The sequence below is a fragment of the Frigoribacterium sp. RIT-PI-h genome (assembly GCF_001297205.1).
Classification (GTDB): domain Bacteria; phylum Actinomycetota; class Actinomycetes; order Actinomycetales; family Microbacteriaceae; genus Frigoribacterium.
The window spans coordinates 226962-243027 of the sequence record NZ_LHOZ01000065.1 but is presented as its reverse complement, the minus strand read 5'-3'; the positions used below and the strand labels follow the sequence as shown (position 1 = coordinate 243027).

Here is a 16066-nt window from a genome sequence, read left to right as displayed (position 1 = left end):
GGCCTCGACCGATCAGTGGGTCGCCGGGTCAGGCGGCGAGGGGGAGGAGCGGGAAGGACAGCAGCGCCGCCAGGGCGCCACCGACGAGGGGGCCGACGACCGGCACCCAGGCGTAGGACCAGTCGCTGCCGCCCTTGCCCTTGATGGGCAGGAACGCGTGGGCGATGCGGGGTCCGAGGTCACGGGCGGGGTTGATGGCGTAGCCGGTGGGGCCACCGAGCGAAGCGCCGATGCCGACAACGAGCAGCGCGACGGCGAGGCCGCCGAGCGGGCCGAGGTTGGCGGCGTTCGGGGAGGCGCCGTTGGTGATGGCGATGATCGTGAAGACCAGCACGAAGGTGCCGATGATCTCGGTCACGAGGTTCCAGCCGTAGTTGCGGATGGCGGGGCCGGTCGAGAACACGCCCAGCTTCGTGGCCGGGTCGGGCTCGTCGTCGAAGTGCTGCTTGTAGGCCAGCCAGACGACGACCGCACCGATGATGGCACCGACCATCTGCGCCGCGACGTAGACCAGGAAGGCGGCGAACGTGATGTTGCCGAGGATCAGCTGCGCGATGCTGACGGCCGGGTTCAGGTGCGCCCCGGACGAGTACGAGGCCAGGATTCCGACGAAGACCGCGAGGCCCCAGCCGAAGTTGACCATGAGCGTGCCGCCGTTAAAGCCCTTCGTCTTCGTCAGGGCGACGTTGGCGACGACTCCGCCACCGAGGGTGAGCAGCAATGCGGTGCCCACCGTTTCTGAAAGAAAAATCAATCCCAGGTTCACGTCGACCTTCCTTGTCGTACGGCGGGGCGACAGTGCACCCGCGGGGAGCGTGTGTCAACACCTTAGTGCTGTGATCACATGCGACGAGAAGGGAAGATCAGGTGTTTGCACATATGTGCATCAGGGGGTCCTGGGAGTAGGTTGAGCGGCAGCCTGGTGCACCCGAGCACTGCCTCTCGCGCCGAGAAAGGGACTTCGATGAAGAAGCTCATCAACGATCCGTCCGACGTCGTCGACGAGGCCGTCGCCGGCTTCGGCGCGGCGCACGCCGACCTCGTGGTCGTCTCACACGATCCGACGTTCGTCCGCCGTTCGGCGGCTCCCGTGCCGGGGAAGGTCGCACTCGTCAGCGGCGGCGGCAGCGGTCACGAGCCCTTGCACGCGGGGTTCGTCGGCTTCGGCATGTTGTCTGCCGCGGGGCCGGGCCCCGTCTTCACGTCGCCCACGCCCGATCCGATCGTCGCCGCGACGCAGGCCGCGGACGCCGGCGCAGGCGTCCTGTACATCGTCAAGAACTACACGGGAGACGTGCTCAACTTCGAGACGGCGGCCGACCTCGCCGAGGCCGAGGGCATCACGGTCCGGACGGTGCTCGTGGACGACGACGTGGCGGTCAAGGACTCGCTGTACACCGCCGGACGCCGAGGCGTCGCCGGAACGGTCGTGGTCGAGAAGACCGCAGGGGCCGCCGCCGAGCGGGGCGACTCGCTCGACGCGGTCGCCGAGGTGGCCCGACGCACGAACGCGGAGACCCGGTCGATGGGCGTCGCGCTCTCGGCGGGCACGGTCCCGCACGCCGGCGAGCCGAGCTTCACGCTGGCCGACGACGAGGTCGAGATCGGCATCGGCATCCACGGTGAACCCGGCCGTGAGCGCATCCCGCTCGAGCCGGTCGATGCCATCGTCGACCGCCTGCTGGCCGCCGTGACCGGCGACCTCGAACTCGCATCCGGCGAGCGGGTGCTGCTCTTCGTGAACGGGATGGGCGGCACGCCGCTCGTCGAGCTGTACATCGCCTACCGCCGGGCGGCCGAGGCTCTCGAGGCGCGAGGCGTCGAGGTGTACCGCAGCCTGGTCGGCTCGTACGTCACGTCGCTCGAGATGCAGGGCATGTCCATCACGCTGACCCGTCTGGACGACGAGCTGACCGAGCTCTGGGACGCCCCGGTCGAGACCGCGGCCTTGCGCCGAGGCCGATAGACGTCCGTCCCGCCCGCGGACCACGCCGTCCCGACGGCGGGCACGCAGCACCGCATCACCGCACCACGAGAGGAACGACCACCGCATGACACTCGACGCCACCTGGACCCGGGCCTGGATCGACAGGACGGCCGACGTCGTCGCCGCCGAGCACACGGCACTCAGCGAGCTCGACCGGCAGATCGGCGACGGCGACCACGGTGAGAACCTGTCGCGGGGCTTCGCCGCCGTCCGGGCCAAGCTCGCCGACCTCCCCGCCGACGCGACGCCCGGGGCCGCCCTCAAGCTCGTCGCCACGACCCTCATCTCGACGGTGGGCGGCGCCTCGGGCCCTCTGCTCGGCACGGCGTACCTCAAGGGGTCGGCGGCTCTGGGCGACGCCACCGAGCTGGACGCGGAGGCGCTGGTCGCCTTCCTCACGGCGGCCCGCGACGGTGTCGTGCTGAGAGGCAAGGCGGAGGTCGGCGACAAGACCATGATCGACGCGTGGACCCCGGCCGTCGACGCGGCGACCGCGGCCGCCGCGGACGGAGCGTCGCCCGCGGCCGTCCTCCGCGCAGCAGCCGACGCCGCAGCGGCCGGTGCCGCGTCGACCGAACCCCTCGTCGCCCGCAAGGGTCGAGCCAGCTACCTCGGCGAGCGTGCCGTGGGCCACCGTGACCCCGGCGCGCAGTCGTCGTCCCTCATCATCGCCGCGGCGGCCGACGCCGCCGACGGCTCGAGCAAGGAGTCCTGAGCATGCCCACCATCGGAATCGTCGTCGTCTCGCACAGTGCCAAGATCGCCGAGGGGGTGGTCGACCTGGCCCGCCAGATGGCCCCGACGACCACCCTCGTGGCTGCCGGAGGGACCGACGACGGGTCCATCGGGACCAGCTTCGACAAGATCTCCGCCGCCCTCGCCGAGGCCTCGCGAGGTGGCGGAGCCGTGGTGCTCTGCGATCTCGGCTCCGCCATCCTCACGAGCGAGACGGCCGTCGACTTCCTCGACGACGCCGACAAGCAGCGCGCGGTCATCGCCGCCGCCCCTCTGGGCGAGGGCACGGTCGCCGCGGCCGTCCCCGCCGAGCCCGGGGGGGACCTCGAGGCCGTCGCGGCGGCGGCCCGGACGGCCACCGGCGTCGCCGACGCACATGCCGACGAGCGCGACCTCCGAGGTGGCGACGCGGTCGAGCGATCGGCCGTGCTCGTCAACGCGTCGGGGCTGCACGCCCGCCCGGCCGCCGACCTCGTCACGCACGCGTCGCGGTTCCAGGCGGACGTCACGGTGAACGGTGTCGACGCCAAGAGCTTGTTGCGCATCATGGGGTTGAACGTGGGCGTCGGTTCGACGGTGGCCGTGATGGCGACCGGCCCGGACGCCACGGCCGCCGTGGACGACCTCATCACGTTGATCGAAGGCGGCTTCGGCGAGAAGGCGAGCTGATCACCCGCCTGCACCGCGCCTCCTGACCTCCGGGGCGGCAGGTCCCGAGGTCAGCGCCGTCGCGACCACTTGGTGAGGAGCATGTCGCCCGACAGCAGGACGTGGTCGAGGGCGAGCCCGCGCAGCGCCATGGCCTCACGGGCCGCGACGATGCGCGGCCCGGCTCCGCCCTCGAGGTTCGGCGAGACGGTGAGGCACAGTTCGTCGACGACGTCGGCGGCGACCAGGTCGCCGAGCAACGCCGGTCCGCCCTCGGTGTGGATCTGCGACAGCCCCCGCTCGACCAGTGCCTGGACCAGGAGGCGCGGGTCGACCCGGTCGCGACCGCACGACACGACGTCGGCGACCTCGTCGAGGCGGGACCGAGCCGCGTGAGGTGCCTCGTCGTGGGTGAGCACCAGAGGCCGGACGGGCGCGTCGGCGAAGACGTCGCTCGTCGGGTCGAGCTCGAGCCGTCCGGAGACGACGGCGACGACGGGATGATCTGGCAGGCCGGCCTCGCGCCGCCAGGCGACGGCCTCCCCGCCGAGCCGCATCGGGCCGTAGCCCTCGTCGCGGACCGTGCCCGCACCGACCACGACGACGTCGGAGAGCTGACGCAACAGGTCGAAGACGAGCAGGTCGGCGGGGCCGCCCAGGTCGCGGGTCCGCCCGGCGGCCGTCGCCGAGCCGTCGACGCTCGCGACGACGTTCGCCCGCACGCGAGGCGTCGTCCGGTCGTGGGGCCGGTGGAGATCGACGAGATCGTCCATGGTCAACGTGCCACCGCCCACCGGGGGAGCGGGATGCAACTGCGAGATGGCGGCCGCGGTCACGAGACGTCCTCGGCGACGTTGTGGCGCTCGACGACGGGGTCGCGCCAGCCCAGGATCGCCTCGACCATGCGGACGGCGTCGACACTGGCCCGGACGTCGTGCATCCGGACGATGCGCGCGCCCTGCAGCACGCTCATCGTGGCCGCTGCGAGCGAGCCGGCCAGGCGGTCGGGTTTGTCGCGACCGAGGGATTCGCCGACGAAGTCCTTGTTGGACACCGCGGCGAGCGTCGGGTGGCCCAGGGCGGCCACCTCGGACAGGCGCCGGGTCAGCTCGAGCGAATGCCGGGTCGTCTTGTTCAGGTCGTGCCCCGGATCGACGACGAGTCGGTCGTCGGGCACCCCGTGGGCGCGGGCCACGTCGACCCGCCGCGCGAGGAACTCGACGACCTCGGTGACGACGTCGTCGTAGTGCGGCCGGGGATGCGGGCGTCGGGGTGCGGCCAGGCTGTGGGTGACGACCAGAGTGGCGCCGCTGTCGGCGACCACGTCGGCCAACCGCGGGTCGTGGAGCCCCGTGGTGTCGTTGACGACGTGGGCCCCGGCGGCTATGACGCGTTCGGCGACCTCGGGGCGGAAGGTGTCGACCGAGATCACGACGTCCGAGCGACTGGCGAGCGCCTCCACCACGGGCAGGACCCGGTCGAGTTCGTCGGAGGCGGACAGCTCGGGCCCGGGCGCGAAGGGGACGCCCCCGATGTCGACCCAGTCGGCGCCCGCCGCGGCCGCGTCCACGGCGGCCTGCACGGCGCGGTCGAGGGCGAAGGGCGCTCCTCGGTCGAAGAGCGAGTCGGGCGTGCGGTTCACGATCCCCATCACCGCGACCTGGCGGTAGAAGTCGAAGGTCCGCGACCCGATGCGCCGTCGGGGGACGAGCAGAGGGGGCAGGGCGAGGCCGGGGGAGTCGGCCTCGTGGGGCTGCGCCGTGGCCTCACGCACGAGGCGCGCCGATCAGGGCGACCGCCTCGGCCCGCGCCGACGCCTCGGACAGGACGCCCCGGCTCGCGAGCGTCACCGTCGTGCTGCCGGTCTGGCGGGGGCCCCGGGTCGTGATGCACCCGTGCGAGGCGTCGAGCACCACGAGGACGCCGGCCGGGCGGGCCCCCGCCTGCACGGCCTCGGCGATCTCCTCGCCGAGGCGCTCCTGGAGCTGGGGGCGCGAGGCCACGGCGTCGACCACCCGGGGGAGCGCGCCCAACCCGACGATCGTCTCGCCGGGCACGTAGGCCACGTGCGCGACACCGACGAAGGGCAGCAGGTGGTGCTCGCACACCGACCGGAACGAGATGCCCCGCACGATCACGACCTCGCCGAGCTGATGGGCCTCGGCCGGGACGGTGGCCTGGCGGACGAGATCGGCCGCGTCGACGGACAGTCCGGAGAAGAACTCGGCGTAGGCGTCGGCCACGCGTCGAGGGGTGGACTCGAGCCCCGGACGGTCGACGTCCTCACCGATCGCTGCGAGCAGTTCGAGCACGGCGGCCTCGATGCGGGGCCGGTCGACGGGCGGGGGAGTCATCGGACCATCTTCTCAGGCGACGGGATCGACCGCGGGGTCGTTCTCGTCCGCGCCTGGTGTCGTCGATTCGCGGGGGAGCGCCTCGTGGTGCCGCCGTCCGTGGCTGCGCCGCGCCTCCTTCATCTCGGCCTCGAAGAGATGCCTCTTGCCGCCCGCGAGAGAATCACGTATGTTCTGCTCATGGTCGCGGAACGCGGCGTAGTACCCGTCGTCGTAGTCCTCGATGATCTGGTAGGTCCAGCGGCCCTCGACGACGTTGCGACCGACGAGGTCCCGATCGAGCAGGTCCGCGACCTCGACGTGGCCGGCTCGACGGAGCGACTCGACGGCGTCACCGAGTGCCAGGTCGGCCTTGCCGGTCAGTCGGTGGAAACCGTAGAGGAATCCCCGGGCCTGCTCGACGATCTCGAGCGCGGCCGAGAGTTCGCCGAGCGCCGCGACGGTGTCGTCGTCGAGTCCGTCGGGTCGGCGGTGCGCGTCGTCGGGCGGTGTGTGGGTCGCATCGGTCGTCATGCGACCAGGCAACTCCGAGGAGGCGCGGCGTGCGTCAGCGGGGAGTGCTTCCGACGCCCGATCCCACGTTACTTGACATAATGTGCATTATCAGTCATCAACCGCAGCGGCCGGAAGGGGGCCCAGGCGTCCGCTGACCCTCAGGCGCCGGATGATCCGTCCAGCACATCGCGCAGCAGGTCGGCCAGGTCGCCGGGCTCGACCGGCTCGTCGATGGTCGTCAGCTCGTCGAGGTCGAACCAGCGCGACTCGAGGATGTCGGTCCGCTCGTCGTCGGTCCAGTCGTCGTCGACGACCTCGAAGTGCGGCAGGCGGACGACGAAGAACTCGGCGTGACCGTGCGTGTGGTCGGCGTCGTCCCAGGTCACCTCGAAGTCGTCCACGCGCACGACGTCGCCGACCTCGGTGACCACCTGGCCGGTCTCTTCGTGCAGCTCGCGGACGGCTGCCTCGACATGGGTCTCGCCCGGGTCGACACCGCCACCCGGGGTGATCCATCGCGCCGACCGACTCGTGTCGGGCGCCACCGTCTTCATCAACAACAGACGGTCGTCCTCGTCGAGGACGAGGAGGCGCGAGGTCGCCCGCACGATGCGCTCGGTCACGAGGGCCTCCGTCTCAGACGATCGGCGCGAAGTCGCTGGTGTCGCCCACCAGCCGGGTGTGGTCTGCCGGGACGGGCTCGACGGCGGCCGACGCGACCTCGGCGGCGAACTCGGCGACGTTGTACAACTTGCCCGCGCTCTCTTTCCGCGACGAGATGGCGCCGGGGTTCGACCGCTCGAGCAGGGTCGCCGTGATGGTGCCCTCGATCATGTCGCCCGAGACCACGACGAACTCGACGCCCGCGGTCTCGAGCTGCGGCAGCATCTCGCGCAGGGCGTCCTCGCCGGCGCGCTTGCTGAGGGCGACGGGAAGGTACTCGGGCATGGTCTCGGTCGTGCGGATGAAGTGCGCCTGGTGGCTCGTGACGAAGACGACGCGCGAGCCCGGGGCGAGCAACGGCAGGGCCGCCGTCAGCAGTGCCACCTGGGCATCGCGGTTGAGCTTGAGTGCGTAGTCCTCGGCCATGCCGGTCTCCATGCCGCCCGAGGCGTTCATGACGAGGACGTCGAGGCCGCCCCAGGCGTCGCGCACGGTGTCGAACATCGTCGCCAGGCTGGCCTCGTCGGTCAGGTCGGCCCCGATGGCGATCGCCTCGCCACCGGCCTCTTCGATCTTCGCGACGAGCTGCAGGGCGCGCTTCTCCTTGTTGCGGTAGTTCACGACGACCTTGGCGCCGGCCTCGGCGAAGTACCGCACGGTGTCGGCGCCGATCCCCCGGGACGACCCGGTGACCAGGACTCGGGCTCCGGCGAGGGACTCTGCGGCGAGGGGGTTGGACAAGGCGTGCTCCAGACTGTGCGGGGATCGATCGGCCCGTGGGCCGGACTCGACCCTACCAATCCCCCTCGTCACCGTCGGTGGTGGGTGGTAGTTTCCATAACAGGGGAACGAGAGAAGGTCGACATGGACGTCCTGAACGATTACGCATGGGTCGCGTGGATCGCGCTCATCCTGGTGTTCGTCATCGTCGAGGTGACGACCCTCGAGTTCACCTTCCTCATGCTGGCCATCGGCAGCGTCGGCGGTCTGCTCGCCGGACTCTTCGGCGCCCCGTGGTGGCTGCAGGCGATCATCGCGGGCGTGCTCGCCGTCCTGCTGCTGTTCACCGTGCGGCCGCCGCTGCTGCGGGCGCTCCGCCGCGGGGGCGACCCGACCCCCAGCAACGTGGAGGCCCTGCTCGGGCTGCGCGGCACGGTCGTCGTGCCCATCGGCTCCGACCCGGGCCAGGTGAAGCTGTCGAACGGCGAGACCTGGACGGCACGGGTGCTGTCCTCCCCCGCGACGTCGGCCGGCGCCGACCTCGCACTCGACACCGGGTCCCCGGTCGTCGTGACCGCCATCGAGGGGTCGACGGCCTTCGTCGCTCCCGCAGAGAGGTCCTGAAGCCATGGACACCATCAGTGCCGGCACCGTCGTCACCATCGTGGTCGTCGCGATCGTCGTCGTGCTCGTCCTCGTCATCCTGTTCCGCTCGGTCCGCATCATCCCGCAGGCGAGTGCCGGCGTGGTCGAACGACTGGGGCGTTACCACAAGACCCTCTCCCCCGGCCTCAACCTGCTCGTGCCGTTCATCGACCGGGTGCGGCCCCTCATCGACATGCGTGAACAGGTCGTCTCGTTCCCCCCGCAGCCCGTCATCACCGAGGACAACCTGGTCGTCTCGATCGACACGGTCGTGTACTTCCAGGTGACGGACGCGCGCGCGGCCACCTACGAGATCGCCAACTACCTCGGGGCCGTCGAACAACTCACGACCACCACGCTGCGCAACGTGGTGGGTGGGCTCAACCTCGAGCAGGCCCTCACCAGCCGGGACAACATCAACGGTCAACTGCGCATCGTGCTCGACGAGGCGACCGGCAAGTGGGGCATCCGGGTCGGACGCGTCGAACTGAAGGCCATCGACCCGCCCCTGTCGATCCAGGACTCCATGGAACAGCAGATGCGTGCCGAGCGCAGCCGCCGCGCCGCCATCCTCACCGCCGAAGGCACGAAGCAGTCGCAGATCCTCGAGGCCGAGGGGTCACGACAGTCGTCGATCCTCAAGGCCGAAGGTGATGCGAAGGCCCAGGTGCTGAGGGCCCAGGGTGAGGCCGAGGCCATCGCCACCGTCTTCAACGCCATCCACGCCGGCGACCCCGACCCGAAGCTGCTCGCGTACCAGTACCTCCAGACCCTGCCGAAGATCGCGGACGGGTCGGCCAACACCATGTGGATCATCCCCAGTGAGCTGACCGAGGCGCTCAAGGGCATCGGGCAGGGCTTCTTCGCGCCTCGCGACCCGAACGCACCCGGGTGGACCCCGACCGAGGCTCCCAAGGTCTCCGAGATGGACGTCACGCCCGACCTGGCCTCGACCGTCGATCTCGAGGCCGACCCCGACCTCGGCTTCCCGACGGTGACGACGCCCGGCGGGACGGGCACCGCCACGGGGGCCGGAGGCGCGGGGGCCGCGGGCCCCGCCGGCCCGGCTCCCGAGACGGGTGCCCCGGGCACCGGCCCGACCGCTCCCCCGGCGACCTCGTAGTGCCGTCCGCTCCCCCGGTCTCGGCCGGCTGGTTCGCGCCGGCCGGCCCCCGGGTGCTGGCACACCGGGGCCTCGCCGTCGATGCTCCCGAGAACACCATGCTGGCGTTCGCCCTGGCCGTGTCCGCGGGCGCCAGGTACGTCGAGACCGACGTGCACGCCACGCGCGACGGCATCGCGGTCATCAGCCACGATCCCGACCTGAGGCGGGTCGCGGGACGCGAGCAGCGCCTCCTCGACCTCGACCTCGCGGACGTCAAGGCGATCCGGCTCGACGGTGAACACGAGATCCCGACCCTCGACGAGGCGCTCGACGCTTTCCCCGAGACCCGGTTCAACATCGACCTCAAGTCCGACGAGGCCGTGGCGCCGGCCGTCCGAGCGATCGCCCGGGTCCGGGCGACGGACCGCGTCCTCGTGACCTCGTTCGACCACCGCAGGCGTCTGCGGGCGGTCCGGGCCCTGCCGGGAGTCGCGACGTCGGCCTCGACCCGGGGCATCGTCACAGCGATGGCGGCAGGCCTCGTGCCCCTCCCCGGGCTCAGGCGGACGCTGATGCGGCGCGCCCTCGTCGGGTGCCGGGCGGTTCAGGTCCCCGAGCGCAAGGGGCCGATCCGCATCGTCACGGCTGCTCGCGTCGCCGAGTGGGCCGATCTGGGTGTCGAGACGCACGTCTGGACCGTCAACGAGCCCGTGGACATGGTCCGGCTGCTCACCTTGGGCGTCCACGGCATCGTCACCGACCGCGCCGACCTGGCCCTCGACGAGGTGCGTCGACGCGCTGCGTGACCGACGTCCCCGTCTGCCTGGGCACTGTGAAGGGACTGTGAAATCGCACGGCTCGGAACGGCGGAGGTCCAGAACGGGTTACAACAGGTGATTGCAACGCGAGAGGAGACCACACAATGGCAGATCGCAGTTTGCGCGGAATGAGGCTCGGCAGCCAGAGCCTGCAGAGCGAAGAGGGCGTGGAGTTCTCGCCCCGCAAGAAGGCCGTCTACCAGACGACCGACGGTCAGACGTTCGACATGGTGTTCGCTGCGGATGCCGAGATCCCGGACATCTGGCAGTCCCCCAGGAGTGGCCAAGAGGGTCGTCTGTTGTCGGCCGACGGCAAGCCGGTCGAGATCGACGCCGCTGACGTGAAGGTCCCCCGCAGCCACTGGGACATGTTGCTCGAGCGTCGCAGCCGTGACGAACTCGAGGAGCTCCTCCAAGAACGACTCGACTTCTTGAGGGCCCGCAAGGGTCAGCACAAGATCGGCGCCTGACGGCCCGTTCGGCATCACGAAGACGAGAAGGCCCGACCACCTCACGGTGGTCGGGCCTTCTTTCGATCCGGGCGTCGCGAGACGTCAGTCGACGACGCGCCACCGCGGCAGGATCGGATCGGGTGCCTCGTCGAGCATGCGTCGACGAGCCGACCGGCGTGTACCGATGAACAGACGGGACAGCAGCAGCATCGCGAGACCGAAGAACGACACGAGCAGCTCGATCGCACGACTCGCCGCGACGGCAGGTGTCGTCCCGGTGCCGAGATCGACCACCGCCACCATGGTGCCGGGCTCGTAGTCGGGGATGCTCGCGGTCGTCGTGCCCGAGGCGTCGATGGCTCGCGTCGAGGCGACGGTCGAGACGTTGACCAGGGGCCGGGCCGTCTCGATGGCGCGCAGTCGGGCGATCGCGAGCTGCTGTTCGTTCTCGTCCGTCTGGCCGGGACGGGTGCCGAAGTCGGCGTTGTTCGTCTGGCCGATGATGACCTGGGCACCCTCGTCCATCATGTTCGTGATGAGCTGGTCGTCGACGATGTCGAAGCAGATCGAGATGCCCGCCCGGAAGTCACCCAGGTCGAAGACCTCGTCACGCGTGCCCGGGGTGTAGTCCCGGCCGATCAGGTCGATGAGATCGGGGGCGAAAGGCCGCCAGAAATCACGGTCGGGGACGTACTCGCCGAACGGGACCGGGTGCTTCTTGTCGTACTGGTCCCTCACGCCTCCGTCGGACCAGAGCAAGGACGAGTTGTAGACGGTCTCGCCGTCGTCGCTCTCGGTGATGACTCCCGACACGAGGGGTGCGTCGTAGCCTCGGGAGATCGCGTCGAAGACGTACTGGCCGGTGGCGTCACGAGTGGGATCGCGGTCGCTGCCGCCCTCGGGCCAGACGATCATGTCGAGGGAGCGCTGGTCTTCCGGCAACTGCGCGAGCTGGGCCTGGAGGTCGCTCATCGCGAGCACCTGGGCGTTGGTCAGGTCGCCGTACTGCCGGTCGGCGAAGTAGCCGGCGTCGCCGTCACCTTGGACCGCGGCGATGGTGGCCGTGCCGGAGGAGTGGGTCGGCCACGCGGGCACCGCGAGGGCGGCGACCACGACCGTGGCACCCGCGAGCACACGGGTCGAACCCCGGACGGTCGTCTGGAGGGCGAGCTGGATCAAAGCGGCGACGATCGCCACCATGAGGAACGACAGCCCCGAGATGCCCAGCCAGGCGACGAGGCTGGCGAACGGGCTCTCGGATTGGCTGAGCGCCACGCGACCCCAGGCGAACCCGCCGTAGGGCCAGGTGCCGGCGACGAACTCTCGGAGCGTCCAGAGCCCCCCTACGACGACGGGCAGGAGGACCGTTCGGCCCAGGGTGCCGGGCCAGATGCGCGGGACCCAGCGGTACGCGAGGGTGATGAGCATCGCCCCCGCGGCGAAGAAGAGCGCCTCGAGCGTCGACAGGGCGGCCCAGGGCACGACGCCGAGGAAGAGCGTCGCCCACGAGATGTGGATCAGGTAGAAGGACGGGCCCGCCACGAGGCCGACCAGGAAGGAGCCACCGAGCGACCGGCCTCGGAGGGCCAATAGCACGAATCCGATGCCGACGAACGTCAACGGCCAGACGTCACCGTCAGGGAAGCCACCGTCGAGGACGGCGCCGGCGCCGAGCGCGACGATCAGGGCCAGCCAGAGGGGCAGTCGGACGTCGGTCGCTCGGGAAGACACCTCGCGATTCTAGGTGGCGGCGTCTGGGAGGCCGGTCGTCGTCGGCCACTGCCCGGCCCCGGCGGGCCGAGGGCTCAGGGGCCGACCGCGGTGTAGGCCACGATGCCGCGACGGACGGCGTCGAGCGCCTGCCGTGCCGTCGGGCCGACCGGCAGGTCCCCCACGACCGACAGCTGGTCGAGCAGGTCGATCGTCTGTTTCGTCCAGCGCACGAAGTCGCCCGCTGCGAGGTCGGCGTCGTCGAGCACCGAGTCGAGGGCGGCACCTCGGGCCCAACGGTGCATCGCCAGGGCGAGACCCGGTGCCGGGGGCTGGCTGCCGGGCAGGCGGTGTTCGTGCTCGAGGTCGTCGAGCTCGGCCCAGAGCAGCTGGGTGGCGTCGAGGGCGGCACGGAACTCGCCCCGGGGCAGGAACCGCTCGGAGAGCTGGCCCTCGTCCCGCCGGGGCTCGTACACGAGCGTGGCGGCCATGGCGGCCATCGACGGCACGTCGAGCATGTTCCACAGGCCGAGGCGGAGGCGCCCGGCCGCGAGCAGGTCGCGATCGCCGTAGATGCGGCGCAACGTGCGGCCGGTCGGGGCGACGGTGACCTCGGCGTCCCGGGGAACGCGACCCGCGCCTCCGGCGTTCGTGCCCGTCGGGAGGAGGTAGCCGCGGTCGAGCAGCACGTCGGTGACGCGGTCGAAGACCTTGGCCACGGCGCCGGTCCGGCTGCGGATCTGCGCCGACAGCTGGTCGGTCTGCTTCTTGAGCTTGAACCAGCGCTCCGACCAGCGGGCGTGCTGCTCGCGATCGGGGCAGGCGTGGCACGGATGCTGCCGGACCTGCCGTCGGAGTTCGACGATGCGTCGTTGACGTTTGTCGCGTTCGGCCCGCGACTGCGAGTCGGCACGAGCCGCCCCTTGCTTCTCGAGGTCGCCCACCTCTCGACGCAGCATCGTGTACTCACCGAAGTCGCCCAGATGGCAGGCCATCGACGCGGCGTAGCCGTCGAGCGACTGCTGCTGCGACCGCACCTTGCGTGCCAGGTCGACGACCGAGCGGTCGGCCTGGAACTGGGCGAAGGAGGTCTCGAGCACCTCGCGGGTACGGGATCGACCGAACTGCTCGATGAGGTTCACGGCCATGTTGTACGTCGGCCGGAAGCTGCTGTTCATCGGGTAGGTGCGTCGCGAGGCCAGTGAGGCTACGGCCTGCGGGTCGAGGCCCTGCTGCCACTGGATCAGAGAGTGGCCCTCGACGTCGATGCCTCGACGACCGGCGCGACCGGTCAGCTGGGTGTACTCACCGGGCGTGATGGGCACCCGGGCCTCTCCGTTGAACTTCTCGAGCTTCTCGAGCACGACGGTGCGGGCGGGCATGTTGATGCCCAGCGCGAGCGTCTCGGTCGCGAACACGACCTTGACGAGCTTCTTCTGGAACAGCTCCTCGACGACCTCTTTGAACGCCGGCAGCAGGCCGGCGTGGTGGGCGGCCACGCCCCGTTCGAGCCCGTCGAGCCAGCGCCAGTAGCCGAGCACCGCGAGGTCTTCGTCGCGCAGGGTGCGGCAGCGGGCCTCGACGATCTCGCGGATCTCTCGACGCTGGTCGGCGGTCGTCAGGCGGATGCCCGACCTCAGCACCTGGGACACGGCCTGGTCGCAGCCCACTCGGCTGAAGACGAAGAAGATGGCGGGAAGCAGGTTCTGGTCGTCGAGCATCTCGACGATCTTCCAGCGGTCAAGGCGTCCGGGGCCACCCTGCGTGGGCGGGACGACGTGGCCCCGGGGACCCGTCCGTCCGGCGGAACGGGAGTCCCGCCGTCCGCCGCTGCGACCACCACGCCGCCCGAGCGAGGTGGCCCGGAGGAGTTCGGGGTTCACCCGGTTCGTCGCCGCCTGCCCCGAGGAGTCGAACAGGTCGAGGAACTTGCCCCCGACGAGGACGTGCTGGTCCAGGGGCACGGGGCGGTCCTCGGAGACGATGACCTCGGTGCTGCCGCGGACCGTCTGCAACCAGTCACCGAACTCTTCGGCGTTGGACACCGTCGCGCTGAGCGAGATGAGCCGGACGTCGAGGGGCAGGTGGATGATGACCTCTTCCCACACCGCGCCCCGGAACCGGTCGGCGAGGAAGTGGACCTCGTCGAGGACGACGTAGCGCAGGTCGGTCAACATCTCGGACCCTGCGTAGATCATGTTGCGGAGGACCTCTGTCGTCATCACGACGATGCGAGCCCGCGAATTCACGTTCGTGTCGCCGGTCAGCAGCCCGACCTCGGACGCGCCGTACTCGGCCACCAGCTCTTGGAACTTCTGGTTGCTCAGGGCCTTCATCGGGGCGGTGTAGAAGACCTTGGCCCGAGGGTCTTGCATGGCGAGGTGGATGGCGTACTCGGCCACCAGCGTCTTGCCGGCGCCCGTGGGAGCCGCGACGAGGACGCTGTCGCCTTCTTCGAGGGCGGCGCAGGCGGCGATCTGGAACGGGTCGAGGGTGAAGCCCAGGCGGGACCGGAAGGCCTGGAGCTTGGGGGTCTTCACGCGTGTCTTCGCCGCGGCGAAGCGCTCCGCCGGGCTGAGGTCGGGGCTCATCGGGTCACCCCGCCGCCAACTCGGCGTCGAGGTCCGCGGCGCGCTTGGCGGCCCGACGATCGTGCAGCCAGGCCACTCCGGCTGCGAGGAAGAACAGGATGATCATCGGGATCGCCAGCAGGAACATCGAGAAGATGTCGGCGGACGGCGTCGCGATGGCGGTGAACAAGACGATGACGAGGATGGCCACGCGCCATCCCTTGACGATCGCGGCAGCCGAGACGACGCCCACGAAGTTCAACAGCACGAGGAACACCGGCATAACGAAGGCGATGCCCACGGCGAGGACCAGCTTGAGGACGAAATCGTAGTAGACCTTCGACTCGATGATCGTGGCGTCCTGGGTGTCGACGAAGCCGGTCATGACCTCGACGATGTGGGGAAGGACGTACCAGCCCGCCAGGCAGCCGCCCAGGAAGAGGGGGATGGCGGTGCCGATAAAGCCGACCGCATAGAGCTTCTCTCTGCGCACGAGAGCCGGGACGATGAAGGCCCAGACCTGGTAGAGCCACACGGGGCTCGAGATGACGACGCCCACGGTGACCGCGATCTGCAGTTTGAGGTCGAACGCGCCGGTGATGTTCGAGTAGTTGAGGGTGGTCTCACCCGTCCGCGCCGCGGCGATGGCCTCGACCGGTGACCTCAGGGCGTCGAGGACGAAGGGCGCGAGGAACCAGCCGGCGACAGCGGCCAGGATGAGGGCCAGGGCGGAGATGAAGAGGCGCTTGCGCAACTCGAGCAGGTGCTGGCCGAGCGACATCTTGCCGTCGCGGCCACGACTGCGGCCGGTGCCCCTCCCCCGGGTGCTGTCGCCACGAGTCGTCGTCGTGGCCACGCGTCAGGACTTCGGCGGGACGTCGCGATTCGGCGACGGGTAGCCGTCGTCGGAGCGGCGAGCGGTCGACCCGTCGGTGTACCGGGCGGACGAGTCGTCGGAGCGACGGACCGGACGGTCGTCGAAGTCGTCGTCGACCGCCGACTCTTTCTTGTCGCTGTTGACCTCGTTCTTGAAGATGCGCATCGACTGCGCGATGCTCTTCGCGAGGGCGGGGAGCTTCGGCGCACCGAAGAGGAGCAGGACGATCGCCAGGATGATGATCAGGTGCCAGCCTGAGAGTGCGTTTCCGAACATGATGGGGTCTC

The 16066-nt window shown here is 70.3% G+C and carries 18 protein-coding genes; 7 read left to right on the top strand and 11 right to left on the bottom strand.

Going from position 1 to position 16066, the window contains the following annotated elements; all coding sequences use genetic code 11:
* Window positions 1-28: 28 nt before the first annotated feature.
* Window positions 29-766 (bottom strand): MIP/aquaporin family protein, encoded by a 738-nt coding sequence (locus AEQ27_RS08090; RefSeq protein ID WP_082383341.1) that lies wholly within the window; start codon window positions 764-766, stop codon window positions 29-31.
* 198 nt (window positions 767-964) lie between these two features.
* On the opposite strand from AEQ27_RS08090, the gene dhaK reads away from it, so the two are divergent.
* The 3 genes from dhaK (at window position 965) to dhaM (ending at window position 3391) form a co-directional block, all read left to right on the top strand.
* Window positions 965-1966 (top strand): dihydroxyacetone kinase subunit DhaK, encoded by a 1002-nt coding sequence (gene dhaK / locus AEQ27_RS08085; RefSeq protein WP_054146159.1) that lies wholly within the window; start codon window positions 965-967, stop codon window positions 1964-1966.
* Between the two features lie 85 nt (window positions 1967-2051).
* Window positions 2052-2702, top strand: coding sequence for a dihydroxyacetone kinase subunit DhaL (gene dhaL / locus AEQ27_RS08080; RefSeq protein ID WP_054146158.1), 651 nt, complete (start codon window positions 2052-2054; stop codon window positions 2700-2702).
* A gap of 2 nt (window positions 2703-2704) precedes the next feature.
* Window positions 2705-3391 carry a dihydroxyacetone kinase phosphoryl donor subunit DhaM gene (dhaM, locus tag AEQ27_RS08075; RefSeq protein ID WP_054146157.1) on the top strand — a complete coding sequence of 229 codons (687 nt, stop codon included), beginning with the start codon at window positions 2705-2707 and terminating at the stop codon, window positions 3389-3391.
* A 50-nt stretch (window positions 3392-3441) separates the two neighbouring features.
* On the opposite strand, the gene AEQ27_RS08070 is transcribed toward dhaM, so the two are convergent.
* The 6 genes from AEQ27_RS08070 to AEQ27_RS08045 all read right to left on the bottom strand — a co-directional run bounded on the left by AEQ27_RS08070 (window position 3442) and on the right by AEQ27_RS08045 (window position 7623).
* Window positions 3442-4206 (bottom strand): pyrimidine reductase family protein, encoded by a 765-nt coding sequence (locus AEQ27_RS08070; RefSeq protein WP_200908335.1) that lies wholly within the window; start codon window positions 4204-4206, stop codon window positions 3442-3444.
* Window positions 4203-5144 carry a dihydropteroate synthase gene (folP, locus tag AEQ27_RS08065; protein WP_054146156.1) on the bottom strand — a complete coding sequence of 314 codons (942 nt, stop codon included), beginning with the start codon at window positions 5142-5144 and terminating at the stop codon, window positions 4203-4205. Before folP ends, AEQ27_RS08070 begins: the two co-directional genes overlap by 4 nt.
* On the bottom strand, window positions 5137-5724 hold the full coding sequence (gene folE, locus AEQ27_RS08060; protein WP_054146155.1) for a GTP cyclohydrolase I: 588 nt from the start codon (window positions 5722-5724) through the stop codon (window positions 5137-5139). The genes folP and folE overlap by 8 nt, the downstream gene beginning before the upstream one ends.
* Window positions 5725-5736: 12 nt before the next feature.
* Window positions 5737-6237: a hypothetical protein gene (locus AEQ27_RS08055; protein WP_054146154.1), complete on the bottom strand. Its 501-nt coding sequence runs from the start codon at window positions 6235-6237 to the stop codon at window positions 5737-5739.
* Between the two features lie 140 nt (window positions 6238-6377).
* Complete coding sequence (locus AEQ27_RS08050) at window positions 6378-6842, bottom strand: NUDIX hydrolase (protein ID WP_054146153.1); 465 nt, start codon at window positions 6840-6842, stop codon at window positions 6378-6380.
* A gap of 13 nt (window positions 6843-6855) precedes the next feature.
* On the bottom strand, window positions 6856-7623 hold the full coding sequence (locus AEQ27_RS08045; RefSeq protein ID WP_054146152.1) for an SDR family oxidoreductase: 768 nt from the start codon (window positions 7621-7623) through the stop codon (window positions 6856-6858).
* A 123-nt stretch (window positions 7624-7746) separates the two neighbouring features.
* On the opposite strand from AEQ27_RS08045, the gene AEQ27_RS08040 reads away from it, so the two are divergent.
* The 4 genes from AEQ27_RS08040 to AEQ27_RS08025 all read left to right on the top strand — a co-directional run bounded on the left by AEQ27_RS08040 (window position 7747) and on the right by AEQ27_RS08025 (window position 10640).
* A complete protein-coding gene (locus AEQ27_RS08040) occupies window positions 7747-8226 on the top strand; it encodes an NfeD family protein (RefSeq protein WP_054146151.1) in 480 nt (159 codons plus the stop codon).
* A 4-nt stretch (window positions 8227-8230) separates the two neighbouring features.
* On the top strand, window positions 8231-9370 hold the full coding sequence (locus tag AEQ27_RS08035) for an SPFH domain-containing protein (RefSeq protein ID WP_054146150.1): 1140 nt from the start codon (window positions 8231-8233) through the stop codon (window positions 9368-9370).
* A complete protein-coding gene (locus tag AEQ27_RS08030) occupies window positions 9370-10158 on the top strand; it encodes a glycerophosphodiester phosphodiesterase family protein (protein WP_054146149.1) in 789 nt (262 codons plus the stop codon). Before AEQ27_RS08035 ends, AEQ27_RS08030 begins: the two co-directional genes overlap by 1 nt.
* Before the next feature lie 116 nt (window positions 10159-10274).
* Entirely contained in the window at window positions 10275-10640 is a 366-nt protein-coding gene (locus AEQ27_RS08025) for an RNA polymerase-binding protein RbpA (RefSeq protein WP_054146148.1), read from the top strand.
* Between the two features lie 84 nt (window positions 10641-10724).
* Here AEQ27_RS08025 and lnt read toward each other — a convergent pair whose 3' ends face one another.
* From lnt to tatA, 4 genes are all read right to left on the bottom strand, one after another.
* Complete coding sequence (lnt, locus tag AEQ27_RS08020) at window positions 10725-12353, bottom strand: apolipoprotein N-acyltransferase (protein ID WP_054146147.1); 1629 nt, start codon at window positions 12351-12353, stop codon at window positions 10725-10727.
* A gap of 74 nt (window positions 12354-12427) precedes the next feature.
* A complete protein-coding gene (locus tag AEQ27_RS08015; protein WP_054146146.1) occupies window positions 12428-14923 on the bottom strand; it encodes an RNA helicase in 2496 nt (831 codons plus the stop codon).
* A gap of 4 nt (window positions 14924-14927) precedes the next feature.
* On the bottom strand, window positions 14928-15683 hold the full coding sequence (tatC, locus tag AEQ27_RS08010; RefSeq protein WP_054146197.1) for a twin-arginine translocase subunit TatC: 756 nt from the start codon (window positions 15681-15683) through the stop codon (window positions 14928-14930).
* A 78-nt stretch (window positions 15684-15761) separates the two neighbouring features.
* Window positions 15762-16055 (bottom strand): twin-arginine translocase TatA/TatE family subunit, encoded by a 294-nt coding sequence (gene tatA, locus AEQ27_RS08005; RefSeq protein WP_054146145.1) that lies wholly within the window; start codon window positions 16053-16055, stop codon window positions 15762-15764.
* Window positions 16056-16066: the final 11 nt, after the last annotated feature.

Coding starts and splice junctions, on each gene's coding strand:
- dhaK (WP_054146159.1), top strand. CDS start 965: ATGAAGAAGCTCATCAACGATCCGTCCGACGTCGTCGACGAGGCCGTC.
- dhaL (WP_054146158.1), top strand. CDS start 2,052: ATGACACTCGACGCCACCTGGACCCGGGCCTGGATCGACAGGACGGCC.
- dhaM (WP_054146157.1), top strand. CDS start 2,705: ATGCCCACCATCGGAATCGTCGTCGTCTCGCACAGTGCCAAGATCGCC.
- folE (WP_054146155.1), bottom strand. CDS start 5,724: ATGACTCCCCCGCCCGTCGACCGGCCCCGCATCGAGGCCGCCGTGCTC.
- AEQ27_RS08055 (WP_054146154.1), bottom strand. CDS start 6,237: ATGACGACCGATGCGACCCACACACCGCCCGACGACGCGCACCGCCGA.
- AEQ27_RS08040 (WP_054146151.1), top strand. CDS start 7,747: ATGGACGTCCTGAACGATTACGCATGGGTCGCGTGGATCGCGCTCATC.
- AEQ27_RS08035 (WP_054146150.1), top strand. CDS start 8,231: ATGGACACCATCAGTGCCGGCACCGTCGTCACCATCGTGGTCGTCGCG.
- AEQ27_RS08025 (WP_054146148.1), top strand. CDS start 10,275: ATGGCAGATCGCAGTTTGCGCGGAATGAGGCTCGGCAGCCAGAGCCTG.
- AEQ27_RS08015 (WP_054146146.1), bottom strand. CDS start 14,923: ATGAGCCCCGACCTCAGCCCGGCGGAGCGCTTCGCCGCGGCGAAGACA.
- tatC (WP_054146197.1), bottom strand. CDS start 15,683: ATGTCGCTCGGCCAGCACCTGCTCGAGTTGCGCAAGCGCCTCTTCATC.
- tatA (WP_054146145.1), bottom strand. CDS start 16,055: ATGTTCGGAAACGCACTCTCAGGCTGGCACCTGATCATCATCCTGGCG.